Below are 19880 nucleotides of genomic sequence, written 5' to 3'. Positions count from 1 at the left end.
CCGCCGAGACTGCCCAGGCGACGACCGCCATCTTGGAAAGCGGCGCCATCATGCTCGGCGCCGCGCTCCTCTTCGTCACCATCTTCCGCCGGCTGAAGCTCGGTGCGACCTTGGGCTATATCGTCGCCGGAGCGCTGATCGGCCCGCAGATCCTCGGCTTGATCCGCGACCCGGCGCAGGTGAGCAGCGTCACCGAGATCGGCATCGCGTTGCTCCTCTTCATCGTCGGGCTCGAGCTTCGCCCTGCGCGGCTGTGGCGGCTCAGAAACGACATTTTTGGGCTTGGATTGGCGCAGGTCGTTCTGTGCGGACTGGCGCTCAGCCTGTTGCTCTATCTTGCCGTTGGCCTCTCGCCGGAAGCAGCGCTCGCGATCGGCCTTCCGCTCGGCCTGTCGTCTACCGCGCAGGTCCTTCCGATGCTTCGCGCCGACAATGAGCTGAACACGCCGGAGGGGGAGCGCGCGTTCTCGATCCTGCTGTTCCAAGACCTGTCGATCGTCCCGATGATCACGATCATCGCTGCAATGGCGCGGGTGCCCGACCTCACCGCGCCGACTGGCCTTACGCTGGCGCTGTACACGGTTGCGGCAATCGCCGCCCTGGTGCTGGTGGGCAGGGTAATCCTCAATCCGCTGTTCCGGCTGATCGGTCGGTTCGGCGAGCGCGAGCTGTTCGTCGTCGCCGGATTATTCACCGTCGTCGCCTCCGCCGCGGTGATGCATTACCTTCACCTGTCGGTTGCGCTTGGCGCCTTCGTCGCCGGCGTGATGCTCGCGGAATCGCCCTACCGGCATGAGCTGGAGAGCGACGTCGAGCCGTTCCGCTCGATCCTTCTCGGCCTGTTCTTCCTGTCCGTTGGAATGCTCCTCGACCTGGGCGTCATCGCCGCCCGGCCGTGGTTCGTAGTCGGCATCGCTGCAGGCGTGATCGTCACCAAGGCTCTGCTGATCGCCGGACTTGCGCGAATCTTCGGGAACAACTGGCCGCGAAGCGTTCGCCTCGGGCTTCTCCTCAGCCAGGCCGGCGAATTCGGATTCGTCCTCTTTGCGCAGGCGACCGCTGCCGGTCTCGTCCTTCCGGCCGCTGGGTCGCTGTTCGGCGCGGTCGTGACTCTGTCCATGGCGACCACGCCGTTCCTGATGCGGCTGGTCGACTGGATGGAGCGGCGCGAGGATCGCGGCGGCGACGACCTCGACGGCCCGGAGAAGTCGCCGGAAACCAGCGCTATCGTCGTCGGTTATGGCCGGTTCGGACAGACTGTCGCCCAGATGCTGATGGCCAAGGGCATTGGGATCACACTGATCGACAAGACCCCGAGCATGATCGAAACGGCCGAGGAGTTCGGAACCAAGGTCTATTATGGCGACGGGCTTCGGCTCGACCTGCTTCGGGCAGCGGGGGCGGAGACTGCCCGGGTGATTGCGTTCTGCAACGACAATGAAGACGGCGAGCTGACCCGTGACGCGCTGAAGGCGGTTCTTGGCGCCTTTCCCCAGGCTTCGGTGATGGTCCGCGCGTTCGACCGGCGGCACCTGATCGAGCTTCGCGGGCTGGACCTTGTGCTTGCCGAACGCGAATTGTTCGAAAGCGCTGTGGTCATGGGCAGGGCCGCGCTTCGCGCCAGCGGCTTCGGCTCAGCCGAGATCGAGCGGGTCGAGAGCGAATATAGGATGCGCGATTGCGAGCGGCTGGAGCGGCAGGCGGAAAGCGGCGATCTTCACGCCGGCGAGGATCGGTCGTTCGCTTCGTCACCCTTGCCCGAGGAAGCTCCTCCCGCCGCGCCGCCTGCGAGATAGTCCTCGAGAGAGCCAAGGATCGATTCGACCACCTTGGAATGGGCGGCGGCGCCGCTCCTCACGCGGATATGAGCTTCGGCGTAGGCGGGGCCACGCTCCTCCGACAGCCGCTCGAGAGTCCCGGCCGGATCGGAGTTGCGGAGCAGCGGCCTGGTGTCGCGACGGCCTGTTCGTTCGGTCAGAATTCCCACCGGAGCGTCGAGCCAGATTGTGATCGCCCGCTCGTTGAGGAGCTTGCGGGTGCGCGGATCGACGAAAGCGCCGCCGCCGGTTGCGATGACCCGGACGGTGCCGTCGATCAGCCTTGCGACCAGCCGCCGCTCACCGTCGCGGAAGTCCGCTTCGCCATAGCGGTCGAACATTTCGGCGGCCGAGCAGCCGGCGGCACCCTCGATCTCATCGTCGCTGTCGACGAAGGGCAGACCGAGCCGCTTGGCCAGCCTTCGGCCGACCGTCGACTTGCCCGCTCCCATCAGCCCGACGAGAACCACCGGCCGATCCAGACGCTCACCGAGCTTTTGCATCGCGCGGGGCTATACAGCGGCCCCGAAGGTCGGGCAAAAGCCCGCCGTTCTTTACACCAATCGGAAAGGGCGGAATGTCGCGAGGCTTGATTCTCCTGATCGTCGTGGTCCTCGTTATTGCCGGGGCTTTATTCTTCCTGTCGAGCAGCGTTCGTGAGGTGCCGACGCAGCCGGTCGAAATCGATGTAACCAATGCAGCCGGCCATTAGGCGACTGCTCCTTCTAGGCGCTGCAGCCGCGCTCGCCATTCCAGCGATCGCGCAGGTGCAGAACGCTACTACGCCGACGCCGGCTCCAGCGCCTGCACCGACGCCTCAGCCTGTGCGGCCCGAACCGACGCAGGCCCAGCCTGCCGACGGCAACGATGTTGGCGTCGAGGTCCAGCCGGCGGACGAGGTCGCATATCGGCCGCCACCCCCGCCGATCGAATATCCGAGCTTTGCGCGCCGCGACCCGTTTACGGCCGGCGCGCTCGACCCTGCCCGGACGGCGATAGGAAGCGACGCCTGGGGCCAGGCAAACGGAGCCTTCCTGTCGTCGCTGATGCGGCGGATGGACACGCCGATCGCTTCGCGCTGGGCGCACATCGCGTTGCGCGATGCGCTGCTGGCGAAGGCGCACGCGCCCGCGGGAGTTAACCCGGTGGACTGGGCTGCCGAGCGGGCCTGGCTTCTGCTGCGCATGGGCGAAGCCGATGCTGCGCGGATGGTTGTTGCAAGCGTCGACACGGACCGTTTCACTCCAAAGATGGTGCAGGTCGCGGTGCAGGCTGCGCTCGCGACTTCCGATCCGCTCGCTTTGTGCCCTCTGCTCGACGGGATGCGAAAAGCCGAGGCACGTGTGGTCCCGCTCGTCCAGGCGATCTGCGCCGGCCTGAACGGCGAGGCTGCGTCCGCTTCGGCCCAGATCGAGTCCGCGCGCCGCCGGGGAACGATCGGCGGGATCGACCTCGCTCTCGCGCAGAAGGCCGTTGGAGCGACCGCCGACACCGGCACCGCGGCGACGATCGAATGGGAGCCGGTCGAGAGCCTGACCGCCTGGCGCTATGGCCTGTCGACGGCGACAGCGATGAGCCCGCCGAAGAAGCTTCTCGAATCGGCCTCGCCGCAGCTTCGTGCCTGGTATGCGCGGGCGCCGTTCATTCCGTTCCAGGACCGGCTCGACTCCGCGAGGATCGCCGCCGGCCTCGGCGTGCTTTCGTCGCAGGCCTTGGTCGATTTCTACTCCGCAATTTACGACGCCACCGATCCCAACGACCTCGGAGGCACCGACTCCTGGCAGCTTCGGCTGGCGTTCGCCGGCCGCGACCAGGAGACCCGGCTCGCCGCGATGCGTCGGTTCTGGAGCGAAGGCGACGGCCGGCTGCAGCACGAAGCGGCTCGAGCAGCGGTCGCACGGGCGGCTGCCCGGATCGAACCCAGCAAGGACCTCCAGGCAGACGCGCCGGAGCTGATCGCCTCGATGCTGACCGCGGGGCTGGATCAGCAGGCAGCGCGCTGGGCCAATGCAATTCGCCAGATGGACGACGAGCCGGCCGATCGCGCCTGGGCGATGCTCGCTCTTGGAACTCCGGAAGGCTCGTCGCTCGACCTCAGCGTCGGCCGGGTGAACGCCTTTATCGGGCGCGACAAGAGCGAGGGCAAAAGGCGGAGCGCTTTCCTGGTCGCGGGCCTCGTCGGGCTCGGCCGGATCGACGCGGCGGCCGCGTCACGGCTGAATAGGCGATACAGCCTGCACATCGAGCGGGTGACCCAATGGTCGCAGATGCTCGATGCCGCAGCCCGCCGCCACCAGGGGGGAAGCGTTCTGGTTCTCGCGGGCACAGGGCTTCAGACTCCGAAATTCGAATCCTTGCCGCCCGCTCACCTGTTCCACATCGTGATGGCGCTTCGGAACACCGGACAGGAGTTCGCAGCGAGGATGATCGCGGCAGAGGCCCTGTCGCGGACCTGATGGACTCGTCCGACCAATCGCTGGTCGCCCGCTTCCTCGACATGCTTGCAGCCGAGGCCGGAGCCTCGCCAAATACATTGGCCGCCTATCGCAACGACCTGGCCAAGGCGGCGGCGGACCTGGGCACGAACCTTGGCGCCGCGGGGCGCGACGAGCTCGCCACGCTCGGGCAGAAATGGTCGGGCCTCGCGGCGTCGACGGTGGGGCGGCGGTCGTCGGCTCTTCGACGCTTCTACCGCTTTCTCGTCGATGACGGCCTTCGCTCGGACGACCCGTCGGCTGCGCTTCCCCAGCCCAAGCTGCAGCGGCCGCTCCCTCGTGTTCTGAGCGAAGCCGACGTTGAGGCGATGTTCGAGGCAGCGGGCGACAAGGCGGCGAGCGGCGAGCCCTTGGCCCAGCGCAACCTAGCGCTGCTTGAATTGCTGTACGGGTCCGGCCTTCGCGCAAGCGAGGTGATTTCCCTTCCCCGGGCCGCAATCCGCCCCGGCCAGCCGTTCCTGATCCTGCAAGGGAAGGGCGCGAAGGAGCGTCTGGTGCCGATTTCCGGGCGTGCGGAGGCGGCCGTCAGGGACTGGCTCGGTAACGTGCCCGCGTCCAGCCCGTGGCTGTTCCCGACGGGCAAGAAGCACATGACTCGGGTCCGCCTGTTCCAGGTGGTCCGTCAGATGGCCGCCGATGCGGGAATCGCGCCCGACCGGATCAGCCCGCACGTCCTCCGCCACGCCTTTGCGACGCACCTGCTTTCGGGCGGTGCGGACCTGCGCGTGCTCCAGGCGCTCCTCGGCCATGCGGACATCGCAACGACGCAGATATACACGCATGTCGATGCCGCGCGGCTGGTCCAGCTGGTCAACGAGCGGCACCCGCTTGCCGACCGCAATCGTTGACGCTTTGCGCCTCCCCGCTTACGCGCCCTCCCAATGCTGACGTACCTGGATTTCGAAAAGCCGATTGCCGAGCTTGAGGCGCGCGTTCGGGAGCTGAAGGAAACGGCTGACAACGGCGAGATCGATATCGAAGCCGAGGTCGGCAAGCTCGAAGGCAAGGCTTCGAAGCTCCTCAAGGACACATATTCGAAGCTTTCGCCGTGGCAGAAGGCGCAAGTGGCGCGCCATCCGGAGCGGCCGCATTTCAAGGATTATGTGGCGGGAGTGACCGATGAGTTCATCCCGCTCGCCGGCGATCGCGCCTACGGCGAAGATCCGGCAATCGTTGGCGGCTTTGCGCGAATAGACGGCCGGCGAGTCATGCTGATCGGTCACGAAAAGGGCGAGGACACCGCCTCGCGGCTCCGGCACAATTTCGGAATGGCCAAGCCGGAGGGTTATCGCAAGGCGATCCGGCTGATGCGGCTCGCCGACCGCTTCGGCCTTCCGGTGGTGACGCTGGTCGATACTCCCGGCGCCTTTCCAGGTGTCGAGGCGGAAGAGCGCGGGCAGGCCGAAGCGATCGCCCGCTCGACCGAGGAATGCCTCGACCTCAAGGTTCCGATCATCGCGGCGATCGTCGGTGAAGGGGGGTCGGGCGGCGCGGTCGCGATCGCCACCGCCAACCGGGTGCTGATGTTCGAGCATGCGATCTATTCGGTCATCTCGCCCGAAGGCTGCGCGTCCATCCTGTGGCGGACCGCCGACAAGGCGGCCGATGCAGCCGAAGCAATGCGGATCACGGCCAACGACCTCTTGTCGCTCGGAGTGGTGGACAGGATCGTCGAGGAGCCAATCGGGGGAGCCCAGCGTGACTCCGACGCGGCCATCGCAACTTTAAAGTTGGCCATCCTCGAGGAGCTGAAGGGCTGCTCGGCCATGAAGCCGAAGCAACTTCTCGAGCAGCGACGGGCCAAGTTCCTCGCCATTGGTTAACCGCCGCGCGGTTCTCAACGGAACCGGGCCGGTCATCTCCCGTTCAAAAGCCCGGCTTACCTTTCCTTTCAAAGCGAGAGAGAAGCGATGTCAAAGGCGCTGCTTTTATTGTCCGCCGCCGCACTGGTTGCGTCCGGCACGGCCGTTACCGCGCAATATGCGGTCCGGAGCCTCGACCCGCGGCTGGTGGCGGAGGCGCGGCAGGAGCACACCCAGGTCGTCGAGCAATATGGCGGGGCTGAGACCGGCCCTCGCGCAGCCTATGTCGACGAGGTCGGCCACCGGGTCGCCGCCTTCTCCGGGGTCGAGAATCCCGCCGGCACTTATCGCTTCACGCTCCTGAACTCGGCGGTCGAGAACGCTTTCTCCGTCCCCGGCGGCTATATTTACATCACCCGCCAGCTGATGACCCTGATGGACGACGAGGCGGAGCTCGCCTTCGCTTTGGGTCATGAGGTCGGCCATGTCGCCGCCGCCCACGCACAGCAGCGCGAGCAGGCCGAAAGGCGGGCCGTCCGGCAGCAATTGCCGTGGATCCTGCTGGGCGGCATCTTCGGCGGCAATTTCGGCAACGCAGTTGCCAATCGCGGGCTGCTTCGTGCAGAGTTGCAGACACTTAGCTTCTCCCGCGATCAGGAATATCAGGCCGACGACCTGGGGCTGAGGTACCTGGTTGCCGCCGGCTACAATCCCTCCGGCGGCGCCGAAATCCTCGGCGCATTGACGCGCAATTCAGCGCTTCAGGCTCGGGTGCAGGGCAAGGACAGCCGAAAGCTGCCGGAGTGGGCGATGACTCACCCGTTGAGCGAGAACCGCATGCAGCGAGCCTTTGCAGAGGCTCAGTCCACGGGCCGGCTCGGGACCGGAATCACCAACCGCGACGCGTTCCTTCAGCGAATCGACGGAATGTTCGTCGACGACGATCCGGCCCAGGGCGTGATCGACGGGCGGACCTTCCTCCACCCCGACCTTCGGATCCAGTTCACTGTCCCCGTCGGCTACTTGATGGACAATGGCACGAGGGCTGTCGACATCTCCGGATCGGCCGGGCAGGCGCAGTTCGGCGGCGGCCGCTACAACGGAACTCTCGAGAATTACATCTATTCGGCGCTTCAGGAGCTGCTCGGCGACCGCCGGGTGCCGATTCCGCAGCCGAGGCGGACCGTTATCAATGGAATCCCGGCCGCGTTCACCGTCACTCGGACGCGAACCTCATCGGGCGTCGTCGATCTGGCCGTCGTCGCCTACCAATGGGCGCCGGGGACGGTCTATCACTTCGTAACGCTCACGTCCGGCGGGGCAGGGCTCGGCCAGTTCGCTTCCATGATCCAATCGATCAGGAAGATCACGCCATCGGAGGCGGCAGCGATTCGTCCGCGAGTCATCGACGTGGTGACTGTGGCGCCCGGCGATACCGTCCAGTCGCTCAGCAGCCGAATGGCATATCGCGATTTCAAGATGGAGCGATTCGTCTCGCTCAATGGGCTGTCGCCCGGCGCCCGGCTCGCGCCCGGCCAGAAGGTCAAGCTAATCGTCTACGGAGAGCGGCGCTCCTGATTACATGCTGGATTGGGCAGTGGAGCTCAAATTGGTCCACATGCCGCCAACGCCGCCGCCAAGACCCGACAGTGCACTCATCATCGCGATAACGATGAGCGCAGCAATCAGCCCATATTCGATTGCGGTAGCACCCCGCCTGTCGGCGAGAAGCAAAAGCAAGTTTAGCCGGATAGCGATCACGCCACCCTCCTCTGGTCCACGTCCACTCCGGCACTAATAGTGACGGGAGGTTAACAAGTTTTGAGGGTAAGGCGGTTAACGGCGCCTCATCCATCTCAAGGTCGCTCGGGCGGGCTCCAGGCTGCAAAGTGCAGGATTTCAAAGGTTTCGACGGTTCGGCCGTCTTCCGCGGCCGCTGTGAAGTCGGCCTCGGCCGCCTCGATTGCCTTGCGCGTTAACGGCCTTCGCGACCGCGCGGTGAGCAGGTTCGTGGCGCCCATCGCGCGAAGGTCGCCGACGAGCGTGCGAAGGCACCTATAGGCGACGCTCACCCGGTCCACGTCCACTACCGGCATTGCGAACCCCGCGGCGCCCAGCAGCTGGGCGAGTGCGGCGGGCTCGATTCGCGGGTGGATGTGCGGGCTGGCAGCCCCGGAGACAGCGTCGGCCGCTCGCATCGCGCTTCGAAGCCTGGGCATTGTCTGGCCTCCGGCGATCGCTCCGATCAGGAGCGAATCCGGCTTCAAGAGGAAACGCAGCCGAAGCATCGCCCCGGGTAGGTCGTTGACGGTGTCCAGCGTGCCGATTGCGATGATGAGGTCGAAGGTGCGTGGCTCGAGGTCCAGTTCTTCCTCGTTTGCCCGGTCTCCGCCTGAAGCCAACGCGAATGCTGCGCCAGGATCGATCACGATTACGCTGTCCGTGACGTTGCGGAGACGCTGCACCCATTGCGGGTCGGGAGCCCCGATTAGCAACGCCGACGAGAAGCTTCGGTTTATGCCCGCAAGCCGTTCGAGGACGTCATCGAAGCTGCGATCGTAAAGGAACAGCGCAACCCCGGTCCGAGCCGCCCGGTCGCGTCTCAGCGAGCGAAGCTTCAGGTCGAAAAGTTCGGGCGGGGAAGGCATCGCGCCGCTTGTGCGTCGGCGGCCACTGCGCGACAAGACAGGCGATGCAATTGCGCCCAGCGGCCTATCGGCTTTTCCGCTTCCTCCTCGACTTCGGGCTTCCCGCTCGCTGCGGGGGCTGCGGAACCATCGTCGATGAAGTCGACAGCTTCTGCATCGCCTGCTGGCGGAGCCTCGAATTCCTCCAGGGTGGCTGTTCGCGGTGCGGAATTCCGCTGGAGGCAACGGAAGCGGAGATTTGCGGCGCCTGCCTGGCCAGGCCGCCGCGCCTCGACCGGATGCGCGCCGCCGTCGCTTATGGCGAGATCAGCCGATCGATCGCACTGAAGCTCAAATATGGCCGCAAGGTCGGCCTCGCGCGAACCATGTCGCGCTACATGCGGCCGATGCTTGCCGAATTGCCTTCGGGAGCGCTGATCGTGCCCGTGCCCCTGCACCGGTCCCGCCTCTGGAGCCGCGGGTTCAACCAGTCGGCGCTGGTCGCTAAGGAGTTGGCACGTCAGACTGGAATGTCGCTTTCGGTCGACGCGCTGAAGCGGGTTCGGGCGACGCCGCCGCTGAAGGGCCTCAGCATGCGCCAGAGGCGCCGAACCGTCGCCGGGGCCTTTCGCGCCAATTCGAAGGCGGAGCTTCGCGGCAGGACCGTGGTTCTTGTCGATGATGTGCTGACCACCGGGAGCACCGCCGACGCCTGCGCCCGAGCGCTGAGGAAAGCAGGCGCGGAGGGAGTGGACCTGATAAGCTGGGCGCGCGTAATCCGCCCGACACAAGTGGATGCCTGAGGACGATTGTGGCGAAAGTTGAAATCTACACCAAGACCTTCTGCGGTTTTTGCGTGCGCGCCCGTCACCTCCTCGAATCCAAGGGCGTGGATTTCGAGGAATATGTGATCGACGGCGGCGGCCCGAAGCGCGAAGAGATGATCCAGCGAGCGAAAGGCCGGATGACCGTGCCGCAGATCTTCATCGACGGTCGGCACGTCGGTGGATGCACTGAACTTTACGAGCTGGAGCGGGACGGCAAGCTCAGCGAATGGCTGGCCGCGTGACCCGGATTGCACTTTTCCAGTCGAGGACGGGCATCGACCCGGCCGTCAACGCGGACGCGCTGGTCAAGGCGATAGCCCACGCAGCGGATGGCGGAGCGGAGATGCTGTTCACGCCCGAAATGTCCGGGCTTCTCGACCGCGACGCCAGTCGTGCCCGGCACAACGTCCGGACCGAAGAGGACGACCCAGTGCTCGCAGCGTGCCGGGAGGCATGCAAGGCCCGGGGAATCTGGCTTCACCTTGGTTCGCTCGCAGTGCTTGCGGAGGAGGGCAAGTTCGCCAATCGCGGCTTCGTCATCGATTCGGACGGCGAAATCCGCGCAACCTACGACAAGATCCACCTGTTCGACGTCGACCTTCCGACGGGCGAGACCTGGCGCGAATCCAACATCTATCGCGGCGGCTCGGACGCTGTGGTGGTCTCTGGAACGCCGGTGGGCAAGCTCGGCCTCACTATCTGCTACGATCTTCGCTTTCCGCAGCTTTTCCAGCGCCTTACGGATGCCGGGGCGGAGGTGGTTGCGGTGCCCGCCGCGTTCACCGTTCCGACCGGCAGAGCCCATTGGGAAATCCTTCTGCGCGCGCGCGCGATCGAGGCGGGCGTGTTCATCGTCGCCGCCGCGCAGTGCGGCCGGCACGAGGACGGCCGCGAAACCTACGGCCATTCGCTCGTCGTCGACCCGTGGGGGACCATAGCCGCGGACCTTCGCGACAGTGTCGGCGTCGGGCTTGCAGAGATTGATGTGAGCAGAGTCGCTGACATTCGCCGGCGAATCCCGGCGATCGACCACCGGCGCCCGGTGGGAGAGGCGGTGTCGAGGTGATCGTCTTCGATCTCAAGTGCCAGGACAGGGGCGACGTCTTCGAAGGCTGGTTCGATTCCAACGCGGATTTCGAAGCGCAGAAGGCGCGGGGCCTGGTCCAGTGCCCAGTCTGCCAGTCTACGCGCGTCGCCAAGGCACCAATGGCTCCCCACGTGCCTGCACGGACGTCCGGCGAAGCGCCTTCGCTCGCCAAGCTTGCGGCGCTGCAGGCCAAGATGCTCGAGAATTCCGAGTGGGTCGGCGACCGCTTTGCCGATGAAGCGCGCGCCATTCACGAAGGCGAAGCGGACCCGCGGCCGGTTCACGGCAATGTGACGGCCGCTGAGGCGAAGACACTCATCGACGATGGCATCCCGGTTGCTCCGTTGCCGCTTCCGGTGCTTCCGCCCAACCAAGTGAATTGAAGAAACGCCTCCGCGTCCCTATTCGACAGCAAGGCGACCCCGTAGCTCAGCAGGATAGAGCATCAGATTCCTAATCTGAGGGCCACAGGTTCGAATCCTGTCGGGGTCACCATTTTTTCGGAGGGATCGGCAATGGCGACGACGAAGCAGCGGAAGCTCGAAGAGTCGCAAGGGGGCATCGTCGACCGCCTGTTCCTCGAACATCCCCGTTCTCTCGATATGAGCTGGGCCGGACACGGCGCAGGCGCGGTGAAGGTCGGCCTACAGCTCATTGGGGCCGGAATCGCCGCGCTGATCCACGCGGTCGTACCGGGAATCTTCGGCGAAACCGCTTCGACGACCGTCATCCGGATGCACGATCACATCCAGAAGTTGAACGCGAAGCGGGATGCCTGAACTGCGCACGCCGGTCGCCATCGTCGGCGGCGGTTTTTCCGGGACGATGGTGGCGGCGAACCTCGCGCGGCGCGGGATTCGTTCAGTCCTGATCGAAGCGAACGGGCAGGCGGGGCAGGGCGCGGCCTATTCGACGATCGAACCGGCTCACCTTCTCAACATCCGCGCGAACAACATGGGTGCCTGGGCCGACGATCCGGGACATTTTGCAAGGACCGAGGGAGCAGAGCCGGACGAGTTCGCGGAGCGGCGCAGGTACGGCCGCTATCTTCGCTCGATCCTCGACCAGGCGATCGAGAGCGGCTGTGTGCAGCTCATCGAGAATCGCGCCGTCGAAGCGAAGCGACATGTGGAAGGTTGGCAAGTCCGGCTGGAAGGCGGGGATAGTGTTGAAGCCGGCGCACTGGTCCTCGCGATCGGCAACCAGCCGCCGGCGGAACTGCCATTTGCGAAACTGGCCGGCGCCCATCTGATCGACAATCCGTGGGGAAAGCGTGCTCGATCCGCGATTTCCGAGGCCGCGGCGAGCAGCGACGACATCATAATCGTGGGCACGAGCCTGACGATGGTCGACGTTGTCCTGTCGCTGGACCGGACGGATCATCGCGGAAGGATCGTTGCCGTCTCCCGCCGCGGCAAGATTCCCCTTGCCGCTGGATTGCATGATCCTGCGCCCGTGCAGTGGGAGAACCTTCCGCAGCTGAAGGTTCGAGAATTCGCGAAATGGCTTCGAAATCGCAGCGCGAATGTGGACTGGCGGTCCGCGATCGATTCACTGCGGCCGCACAGCCATCGAATCTGGCAGACCTTTTCGAACGAAGAGAAGCGACGCTTCCTTCGCAACGGCCGTCCGTGGTGGGACATTCACCGCCATCGGATAGCGCCCCAGGTCGCCGCCAGGATCGCCCAGCTCGTTTCGGATGGTCGCCTGGAGATCGTCGCGGGCCGCGTCGCGACGGTTGAAGCGTACGATGGAGGTGTCGACGTCGCGATCCGCAGGCGCGGGAAGGCGGAAGCCGATTCGCCACAGCGCTTCGGCTACGTCTTCAACTGCACCGGCCCGCTCGGTGACATCGGCCGGACCGCGGAGCCTCTCCTTCGGCATCTGCTGGACGGCGGCCTGGTCGTGCCCGATGAGCTATCCATCGGCCTTGCGGTCGACGAGCGCTGCCGGGCAGCGCCGGGGGAACGTCTTTGGGCTCTCGGGACTCTAACCAAGGGCCGCTACTGGGAAATCATCGCGGTGCCGGACATCCGGCACCAGGCCGCAGCGGTGGCCGAAGACATTGCAACGGAGCTTGGACAATGAGCCCGACGCCCGACAACGGCGATATTTACGAAGAGCCGGCGAAGCTGCCGGTGCCCGATGACGTGCAGGAGGCGATCCGCACCCTGATCCGTTGGACCGGGGACGACCCCGATCGCGAAGGACTCCTGGAAACGCCGAAGCGAGTAGCGCGTGCCTGGGCGGAATATTCTGCCGGATACCAGTCAGACCCGGCGGTCCACCTCAGCCGCACCTTCTACGAGGTCGGCGGTTATGACGAGATCGTCCTTTTGAAGGACATTCCGTTCCAATCGCATTGCGAACACCACATGGCGCCGATCATCGGCAAGGCCGCGATCGCGTATCTACCAAGAGACAAGGTGGTCGGGATCAGCAAGCTGGCGCGAGTCCTGCACGGCTATGCCCGCAGGCTTCAGGTTCAGGAGCGGCTGACGGCCCAGGTCGCCGACTGCATTTGGACTCATCTGGAGCCGAAGGCCGTGGCGGTGGTCATCGAGGCTAGCCATTCGTGCATGACGGCGCGCGGAGTAAATACTCCGGGCGTGATGATGACCACCAGCCGGATGATGGGCACGTTCCGCGAGGACGAGCGCAGCCGGCGCGAGGTCCTCGCCCTTATGGGCTACTAGCTGTTCAGGGCTTCCGCGGCGGCGTCGAGCGTCGCCCTATCGTTGCCGTGCTGCTCGATCAGCGCCCGGGCTTGCTCGCGGCTGATCCCATGCTTGCGCGCGAAATGGTCGAGCTCATAATCCTGGTCGCCCGCGACGCGTGACCGATCCGACCCGCCGACATTCGATTTATCGTCTGACATAGAAACCTCCTCTGAGACTCAAACGCGTCCCGCTTCGGCTGCGTTCCTCGCGCGACCAACGCGGCCGAAGCGCGTTTACCGGGCCATGGCGGCGCCCAAACGCAGGCAGAAGCTCAAGGTCTACCGGACTCCGATCGGCTTTCACGACGCTTTCGTCGCGGCGCCGAGCCAGAAGGCAGCGCTGGAAGCCTGGGGCGCGGACACCAACCTGTTTGGGCGCGGGATCGCGGAGCAGGTGACCGACGCCAAACTCACCAAGGTGCCGCTGGAGAATCCCGGCCAAGTCGTGAAGGTGCTTCGAGGCACCGCGGCCGAGCAGCTGGCAGCCCTGGAAGCTCAGGAAACGCCGAAGCGAAGGAAAGCGCAGGAGCCGGAGATTGTCCCGACGCGGTCGAAGAAGCGCCTGCCCAAGCCGAGCCGGGCTGCGCTCGCGAAGGCACAGGAGGCGCTCGACCGCATTGAAAAGCGGCAGGAAGGCGAAATTAGGAACCTCGAGAAGCAGCAGGAGACTCTCGAGCGCAAACTGCGCGACCTCAAGCAACGCCACGAAAGCGAGCGCGACAAAGCTCAACAGCGGCTGGACGACGAGCGTTCGGAATATGAGGAGGCGATCCGCAGCTACGAGGCCGGTTGAGTTTATCCCGGGCGCAATTAGGGTCGCTGGCGATGCGCCAATATCTCGACCTGCTGCAGACCATCCTCGACGAAGGCGTGCCGCAGTCGGACCGCACCGGGACCGGAACCCTCACCTATTTCGGAGCGCAGATGCGCTTCGACCTTCAAAAGGGCTTTCCGCTTCTCACGACCAAGAAGCTCCACCTTCGTTCGATCATCGTCGAGCTTCTGTGGTTCCTTCGCGGCGACACGAACATCGCCTGGCTGAAGGAGCGTAACGTCAAGATCTGGGACGAGTGGGCGGACGAGAAGGGCGACCTTGGTCCCGTCTACGGGAAGCAGTGGCGCGACTGGGAAACCAGCGACGGCCGCCACATCGACCAAATCGCGAACCTGGTCGACCTCATCAAGAGGGATCCCTCGTCGCGCCGGCAGATCGTCACCGCCTGGAACCCCGGCGAGATCCACAAGATGGCGCTCGCGCCGTGCCACTGCCTATTCCAGACGCAGGTGGCGGGGGGCCGGCTCAACCTCCAGCTTTACCAGCGCAGCGCGGACATGTTCCTGGGCGTCCCGTTCAACATCGCCAGCTATTCGCTGCTGACGCACATGCTCGCGCGCGAATGCGGGCTGGAGCCGGGCGTGTTCGTCTGGACCGGCGGAGACTGCCACATCTATTCGAACCATATGGAGCAGGTGAGGCTCCAGCTAGGCCGTGAACCTCGCTCGCTTCCGCAGCTTGTCCTCAAGGACCGCGGCCAGACGATCGATAGTTACGAGCCGGAAGACTTCCTTTTCGAAAATTACGACCCGCACCCGCACATTTCCGCGCCCGTGGCCGTTTGACTACTCGTGGCAATCGCGCGTCGGGTCGAACGGACCCGATTCATTCCTGCCGCGTTTCGAGTGCCTAAGGCGAGGAGAGAAATGATGCTTCAGAAGATCGCTACTGTGCTCATCGTGGGCGCCGCGCTTGCGACGGCGGCGTGCAACACCGTTCGTGGCGCCGCTCGCGACGTCAATTCGGTCGCGAACTGCACCGAGAACGCGATAAACGGCGGCAACTGCTAGGCTTGCCGATAGCCGTTCAAGAAGCCCCGCAGGCATCCCCTGCGGGGCTTTTTTCTGCCAGCCGTCGCAGCAGGGATTCGGTTCATCGGAGGGACAGTCGACATAGGCTCAACATGATTGCATTGTCGTTTCGTAGTCGAAAGGAAGGGTGGGACAATGCTTCGAGCTTTTGTGATCAGCGCAGTCGTTGTTGGCAGCCTTGCGGTTGCCGCTTGCAACACCGTCCGCGGCGCCGCGGCGGACGTGAATTCGGTCGCGAACTGCACCGAGAACACCATCAATACCGGTCGCTGCAAGTAAGCGTCGGCTGACAGAAAGAAGGCCCCGTCGGCATGTGCCGGCGGGGCCTTTTCCATTGGCCGTGGCGGATGGCCCGGCTTATTTTTCCTGCAGGTAATCGCCCGCGTCGGCGTCGAGGCCGTGACCCGACGGGGTCACCGCATCGAGCGGATCGGCGTGGATTGCGGCTTCGGGACCTTCAGCCAATTCGGCCGCATGTTCCTCAGCAGCAGTCTCAGGAGCGATCAGCGATTCCTGGATCTTGCGCTGCTGCGCACGAAGCGCCGCGTCGCGGGAGGTCGCACTGACGCGCAGGCGGTTCATGCCGGCGCCGGTACCCGCCGGGATAAGGCGGCCGACGATGACATTCTCCTTGAGGCCGTTGAGCGTGTCGATCTTGCCCTGGACCGAAGCCTCGGTGAGTACCCTCGTCGTTTCCTGGAACGAGGCAGCCGAGATGAAGCTTCGGGTCTGCAGCGAGGCCTTGGTGATGCCAAGCAGCACCGGCTTGCCTTCCGCATGCTTCTGCTTCTTCTCGAGCTTCGAGTTGATGGCATCCATCTCCTCACGATCGACCTGCTCGCCCGGAAGCAGAGTGGTGTCGCCGCTCTCGGTGATCTCGACCTTCTGCAGCATCTGGCGAACGATCACCTCGATGTGCTTGTCGTTGATCTTCACGCCCTGGAGTCGATAGACCTCCTGGATCTCGCTCACGAGATATTCGGCGAGCGCCTCGACCCCGAGAACCTCCAGAATGTCGTGCGGATCGGGTGAACCGCCGACGAGATTGTCGCCGCGCTTCACATAATCGCCTTCCTGGACCTCGATGAGCTTCGCCTTCGGGACCAGATACTCGACCGGCTCGCCACCATCCTCGGGAACGATCGCGATCTTCCGCTTCGCCTTGTAGTCGCGAAGGAAGGTGACCTTGCCCGACACCTTGGCGATGATCGCATTCTCCTTCGGCTTGCGCGCCTCGAAGAGCTCCGCGACGCGCGGAAGACCGCCGGTGATGTCGCGCGTACGGGCCGCTTCGCGAGGAAGGCGGGCGAGAACCTCGCCGGCCTCGACCTGCTGGCCGTCCTCGATGGCGATGATCGCCCCGGCCGGAAGCCGGTAGACGCCCGCTTCCTTCGCCTTGGCGCCGGAGCCCGTCAGCGTGAGCCGAGGGTGGAGGCTGTCCTTCTTGGAACGGCCGCCAGTGTCCTCGGTGACGACACGCTGGGTAATTCCGGTCGACTCGTCCACCTGCTCGGTCAGCGTGCGCTGCTCGATTAGGTCCTGGTACTTAACCGTGCCGCCGGTCTCGGTGATGACCGGGCTGAAGGCCGGGTCCCACTCGGCGACGCGGTCGCCGCGGGTGACGATATGGCCGGTCTCGCACAGCAGGTGAGCGCCGTAAGGAACGCGATGGGTCGAAAGTTCGCGCCCGTCCATGTCGAGGATCGCGATCTCGCCCGAACGGGACAGCGAAACGTGCCGTCCGCGCGGGTCCTGGATCGTCGGCATGTCGCGAAGCTCGATGGTGCCGTCGACCGGCGCCTCCAGGTTCGACTGCTCGTTGAGCTGCGCCGCGCCGCCGATGTGGAAGGTCCGCATCGTCAGCTGGGTGCCCGGCTCGCCGATCGACTGGGCCGCGATGACCCCGACCGCTTCGCCGATGTTGACCGGAGTACCCCGCGCAAGATCGCGCCCGTAGCACTTGCCGCACACGCCCTGGGTGGACGCGCAGACAAGCGGGGAGCGGATCTTCATGCCCTGGATCCCGATCTCCTCGATCTGGGCGACCATCGCCTCGTCGAGAAGAGAGCCTTCGGGGATGATCACGTCGCCCGACTTCGGATCGACGATGTCTTCCGCGGTCGTTCGGCCGAGGACCCGGTCGGCGAGCGAAGCGATGACCGCGCCGCCCTGGACGATCGCGCGCATCTCAAGCGCTCGGTCGGTGCCGCAATCCTCCTCGACGATCACGCAATCCTGGCTGACGTCGACCAGGCGGCGGGTCAGGTAGCCCGAGTTTGCCGTCTTGAGCGCCGTGTCGGCCAGGCCCTTGCGGGCGCCGTGGGTCGAGTTGAAGTATTCAAGGACGGTCAAGCCTTCCTTGAAGTTCGAGATGATCGGAGTCTCGATGATCTCGCCCGACGGCTTGGCCATGAGGCCGCGCATGCCGGCAAGCTGCTTGATCTGCGCCTGCGAACCACGAGCGCCAGAGTGGGCCATCATGTAGATCGAGTTGACGTCCGCCTGGCGGCCGTTCTCGAGCACCGGAGTGGCCGAGATTTCCTTCATCATCGCGGTCGCGACCTGGTCGCCGCAACGGGACCAGGCGTCGATCACCTTGTTGTACTTTTCCTGCTGGGTGATCAGGCCGTCCTGATACTGCTGCTCGTAATCCTTCACGAGCGCGCGGGTGTCGTCGACCAGCTTCACCTTCTCGGTCGGGATGACCATGTCGTCCTTGCCGAACGAGATTCCGGCGGCGAACGCGTGGCGGAAGCCGAGCTGCATGATCGCGTCGGCGAACAGCACCGTCTCCTTCTGGCCGGTGTGGCGATAGACGATGTCGATGACGTCGCCGATCTCCTTCTTGGTCAGAAGCCGGTTGACCGTCTCGAACGGCACCTTGTGGCTCTTCGGAAGAGTCTCGCCCAGCAGCATCCGCCCGGCGGTCGTCTCGAAGCGCTTCATGTAGGTGTTGCCGTCCTCGTCCGTCTGCGGGACTCGGCTGGTGATCTTGGTGTGAAGCGTGACGGCTCCGGCTGCCAGGGCCTGGTGGACCTCGGCCATGTCGGACAGCATCATGCCTTCACCGGGCTCACCCTCCTTCTCGATCGAGAGGTAGTAGAGACCCAGAACCATGTCCTGCGACGGCACGATGATCGGCTTGCCGTTCGCGGGCGACAGGATGTTGTTCGTGCTCATCATCAGCACGCGCGCTTCCAACTGGGCCTCGAGGCTCAGCGGGACGTGAACGGCCATCTGGTCGCCGTCGAAGTCGGCGTTGAAGGCGGCGCAGACCAGCGGGTGAAGCTGGATCGCCTTGCCTTCGATCAAGACCGGCTCGAACGCCTGAATGCCAAGACGGTGAAGCGTCGGCGCACGGTTGAGGAGGACCGGGTGCTCGCGAATGACTTCGTCGAGGATGTCCCAGACTTCCTTGCGCTCCTTCTCGACCCACTTCTTCGCCTGCTTCAGCGTCATGCTGAGGCCCTTGGCGTCGAGGCGTGAGTAGATGAACGGCTTGAACAGCTCGAGCGCCATCTTCTTCGGAAGACCGCACTGGTGGAGCTTGAGCTCCGGACCGGTGACGATGACCGAACGGCCCGAATAGTCGACGCGCTTGCCGAGCAGGTTCTGCCGGAAGCGGCCCTGCTTGCCCTTGAGCATGTCGGACAGCGACTTCAGCGGACGCTTGTTGGCGCCGGTGATCGTGCGGCCGCGACGGCCGTTGTCGAACAGGGCGTCGACCGCTTCCTGAAGCATGCGCTTCTCGTTGCGGACGATGATGTCCGGGGCGCGAAGCTCCATCAGCCGCTTCAGACGGTTGTTTCGGTTGATGACGCGGCGATACAGGTCGTTGAGGTCGGACGTCGCGAAGCGGCCGCCGTCCAGCGGGACCAGCGGGCGAAGCTCGGGCGGGATCACCGGAACGACGTCCAAAATCATCCACTCGGGACGGTTGCCGGATTCGAGGAAGCTCTCGACGACCTTGAGCCGCTTGATGATCTTCTTCGGCTTGAGCTCGGACTTGGTCTCGGCAAGCTCCTTGAGGAGCGCTTCCTTCTCGCCCTCGAGGTCGAGGTCGATCAGCATCTGCTTGACCGCCTCGGCGCCGATACCGGCAGAGAAGGCGTCTTCGCCATATTCGTCCTGGGCTTCGAGCAGCTCGTCCTCCGTGAGGAGCTGGAGCTTCTCGAGCGGGGTCAGGCCCGGCTCGAGGACCACATAGCTTTCGAAGTAGAGCACGCGCTCGAGCTGCTTGAGCTGCATGTCGAGCAGCAGGCCGATGCGGCTCGGAAGGCTCTTGAGGAACCAGATGTGAGCGACCGGAGCGGCCAGCTCGATATGGCCCATGCGCTCGCGCCGGACCTTCGAGACGGTGACTTCAACACCGCACTTCTCGCAGACGATTCCCTTGTACTTCATGCGCTTATACTTGCCGCACAAGCACTCGTAGTCCTTGATCGGGCCGAAGATGCGGGCGCAGAACAGGCCGTCGCGCTCCGGCTTGAAGGTCCGGTAGTTGATGGTTTCCGGCTTCTTGATCTCGCCGAACGACCAGCTTCGGATCTTGTCCGGGGACGCGATCCCGATGCGGATGTGGTCGAACGTTTCCGGCTTTGCGACCGGGTTTGCGAAGGGGGTCAGTTCATTCATTCTTG

At 64.8% G+C, this 19880-nt stretch carries 22 protein-coding genes and 1 tRNA gene; 18 read left to right on the top strand and 5 right to left on the bottom strand.

The features are described 5' to 3' along the window. Positions 1-50: 50 nt before the first annotated feature. Positions 51-1796: a cation:proton antiporter domain-containing protein gene (locus LZ519_RS05360; protein ID WP_249868867.1), complete on the top strand. Its 1746-nt coding sequence runs from the start codon at positions 51-53 to the stop codon at positions 1794-1796. Here the strand turns inward: LZ519_RS05360 and LZ519_RS05355 are convergent. Continuing rightward, positions 1718-2320, bottom strand: coding sequence for a shikimate kinase (locus LZ519_RS05355; RefSeq protein ID WP_249867685.1), 603 nt, complete (start codon positions 2318-2320; stop codon positions 1718-1720). The two genes, LZ519_RS05360 and LZ519_RS05355, sit on opposite strands and share 79 nt — an antisense overlap. Before the next feature lie 74 nt (positions 2321-2394). On the opposite strand from LZ519_RS05355, the gene LZ519_RS11555 reads away from it, so the two are divergent. The 5 genes from LZ519_RS11555 to LZ519_RS05335 all read left to right on the top strand — a co-directional run bounded on the left by LZ519_RS11555 (position 2395) and on the right by LZ519_RS05335 (position 7692). Further along, a complete protein-coding gene (locus LZ519_RS11555) occupies positions 2395-2529 on the top strand; it encodes a hypothetical protein (protein WP_283937293.1) in 135 nt (44 codons plus the stop codon). Beyond that, complete coding sequence (locus LZ519_RS05350) at positions 2513-4273, top strand: hypothetical protein (protein WP_249867684.1); 1761 nt, start codon at positions 2513-2515, stop codon at positions 4271-4273. Before LZ519_RS11555 ends, LZ519_RS05350 begins: the two co-directional genes overlap by 17 nt. Then, positions 4273-5160 carry a tyrosine recombinase gene (locus tag LZ519_RS05345; protein WP_249867683.1) on the top strand — a complete coding sequence of 296 codons (888 nt, stop codon included), beginning with the start codon at positions 4273-4275 and terminating at the stop codon, positions 5158-5160. Before LZ519_RS05350 ends, LZ519_RS05345 begins: the two co-directional genes overlap by 1 nt. 33 nt (positions 5161-5193) lie before the next feature. After that, complete coding sequence (locus LZ519_RS05340; protein WP_249867682.1) at positions 5194-6135, top strand: acetyl-CoA carboxylase carboxyltransferase subunit alpha; 942 nt, start codon at positions 5194-5196, stop codon at positions 6133-6135. An 87-nt stretch (positions 6136-6222) separates the two neighbouring features. Continuing rightward, a complete protein-coding gene (locus tag LZ519_RS05335) occupies positions 6223-7692 on the top strand; it encodes a M48 family metalloprotease (RefSeq protein ID WP_249867681.1) in 1470 nt (489 codons plus the stop codon). Here LZ519_RS05335 and LZ519_RS05330 read toward each other — a convergent pair whose 3' ends face one another. Both LZ519_RS05330 and LZ519_RS05325 read right to left on the bottom strand, forming a co-directional pair. Next, complete coding sequence (locus tag LZ519_RS05330; protein ID WP_249867680.1) at positions 7693-7875, bottom strand: Flp family type IVb pilin; 183 nt, start codon at positions 7873-7875, stop codon at positions 7693-7695. It lies immediately after the preceding gene. A gap of 95 nt (positions 7876-7970) precedes the next feature. Continuing rightward, a complete protein-coding gene (locus LZ519_RS05325; RefSeq protein WP_249867679.1) occupies positions 7971-8762 on the bottom strand; it encodes a methyltransferase domain-containing protein in 792 nt (263 codons plus the stop codon). Positions 8763-8806: 44 nt separating this feature from the next. Between LZ519_RS05325 and LZ519_RS05320 the strand changes: the two genes are divergently transcribed. From LZ519_RS05320 to folE, 8 genes are all read left to right on the top strand, one after another. Further along, positions 8807-9544, top strand: coding sequence for a ComF family protein (locus LZ519_RS05320; protein ID WP_249867678.1), 738 nt, complete (start codon positions 8807-8809; stop codon positions 9542-9544). An 8-nt stretch (positions 9545-9552) separates the two neighbouring features. After that, complete coding sequence (gene grxC, locus LZ519_RS05315) at positions 9553-9810, top strand: glutaredoxin 3 (RefSeq protein WP_249867677.1); 258 nt, start codon at positions 9553-9555, stop codon at positions 9808-9810. Beyond that, entirely contained in the window at positions 9807-10634 is an 828-nt protein-coding gene (locus tag LZ519_RS05310; RefSeq protein WP_249867676.1) for a carbon-nitrogen hydrolase family protein, read from the top strand. The genes grxC and LZ519_RS05310 overlap by 4 nt, the downstream gene beginning before the upstream one ends. Then, positions 10631-11038 carry a DUF1178 family protein gene (locus tag LZ519_RS05305; RefSeq protein WP_249867675.1) on the top strand — a complete coding sequence of 136 codons (408 nt, stop codon included), beginning with the start codon at positions 10631-10633 and terminating at the stop codon, positions 11036-11038. The genes LZ519_RS05310 and LZ519_RS05305 overlap by 4 nt, the downstream gene beginning before the upstream one ends. Before the next feature lie 35 nt (positions 11039-11073). Then, positions 11074-11150: transfer RNA gene (locus tag LZ519_RS05300), tRNA-Arg, on the top strand. A gap of 20 nt (positions 11151-11170) precedes the next feature. Continuing rightward, complete coding sequence (locus LZ519_RS05295; protein ID WP_249867674.1) at positions 11171-11434, top strand: DUF6356 family protein; 264 nt, start codon at positions 11171-11173, stop codon at positions 11432-11434. Beyond that, a complete protein-coding gene (locus LZ519_RS05290; RefSeq protein WP_249867673.1) occupies positions 11427-12743 on the top strand; it encodes an FAD/NAD(P)-binding protein in 1317 nt (438 codons plus the stop codon). Before LZ519_RS05295 ends, LZ519_RS05290 begins: the two co-directional genes overlap by 8 nt. Next, positions 12740-13351, top strand: a complete 612-nt coding sequence (folE, locus tag LZ519_RS05285) for a GTP cyclohydrolase I FolE (protein ID WP_249867672.1) — start codon at positions 12740-12742, stop codon at positions 13349-13351. Before LZ519_RS05290 ends, folE begins: the two co-directional genes overlap by 4 nt. On the opposite strand, the gene LZ519_RS05280 is transcribed toward folE, so the two are convergent. Beyond that, positions 13348-13533: a DUF3606 domain-containing protein gene (locus LZ519_RS05280; protein WP_249867671.1), complete on the bottom strand. Its 186-nt coding sequence runs from the start codon at positions 13531-13533 to the stop codon at positions 13348-13350. The genes folE and LZ519_RS05280 overlap by 4 nt on opposite strands. 85 nt (positions 13534-13618) lie before the next feature. Between LZ519_RS05280 and LZ519_RS05275 the strand changes: the two genes are divergently transcribed. From LZ519_RS05275 to LZ519_RS05260, 4 genes are all read left to right on the top strand, one after another. Beyond that, positions 13619-14167, top strand: coding sequence for a hypothetical protein (locus LZ519_RS05275; RefSeq protein WP_249867670.1), 549 nt, complete (start codon positions 13619-13621; stop codon positions 14165-14167). A gap of 32 nt (positions 14168-14199) precedes the next feature. Continuing rightward, complete coding sequence (locus LZ519_RS05270; RefSeq protein ID WP_249867669.1) at positions 14200-14994, top strand: thymidylate synthase; 795 nt, start codon at positions 14200-14202, stop codon at positions 14992-14994. 81 nt (positions 14995-15075) lie between these two features. After that, complete coding sequence (locus LZ519_RS05265) at positions 15076-15219, top strand: entericidin EcnA/B family protein (protein WP_348539381.1); 144 nt, start codon at positions 15076-15078, stop codon at positions 15217-15219. A gap of 156 nt (positions 15220-15375) precedes the next feature. After that, entirely contained in the window at positions 15376-15519 is a 144-nt protein-coding gene (locus LZ519_RS05260; RefSeq protein WP_249867668.1) for an entericidin EcnA/B family protein, read from the top strand. 78 nt (positions 15520-15597) lie between these two features. On the opposite strand, the gene rpoC is transcribed toward LZ519_RS05260, so the two are convergent. Further along, positions 15598-19875, bottom strand: coding sequence for a DNA-directed RNA polymerase subunit beta' (rpoC, locus tag LZ519_RS05255; RefSeq protein ID WP_249867667.1), 4278 nt, complete (start codon positions 19873-19875; stop codon positions 15598-15600). Positions 19876-19880 lie beyond the last annotated feature (5 nt).

This window comes from Sphingomonas anseongensis (assembly GCF_023516495.1).
In the GTDB taxonomy this organism is placed as follows: Bacteria; Pseudomonadota; Alphaproteobacteria; order Sphingomonadales; family Sphingomonadaceae; genus Sphingomicrobium; species Sphingomicrobium anseongensis.
Note: the sequence above shows the minus strand (reverse complement) of the source record. Positions and strands in the feature narration are given on the sequence as shown.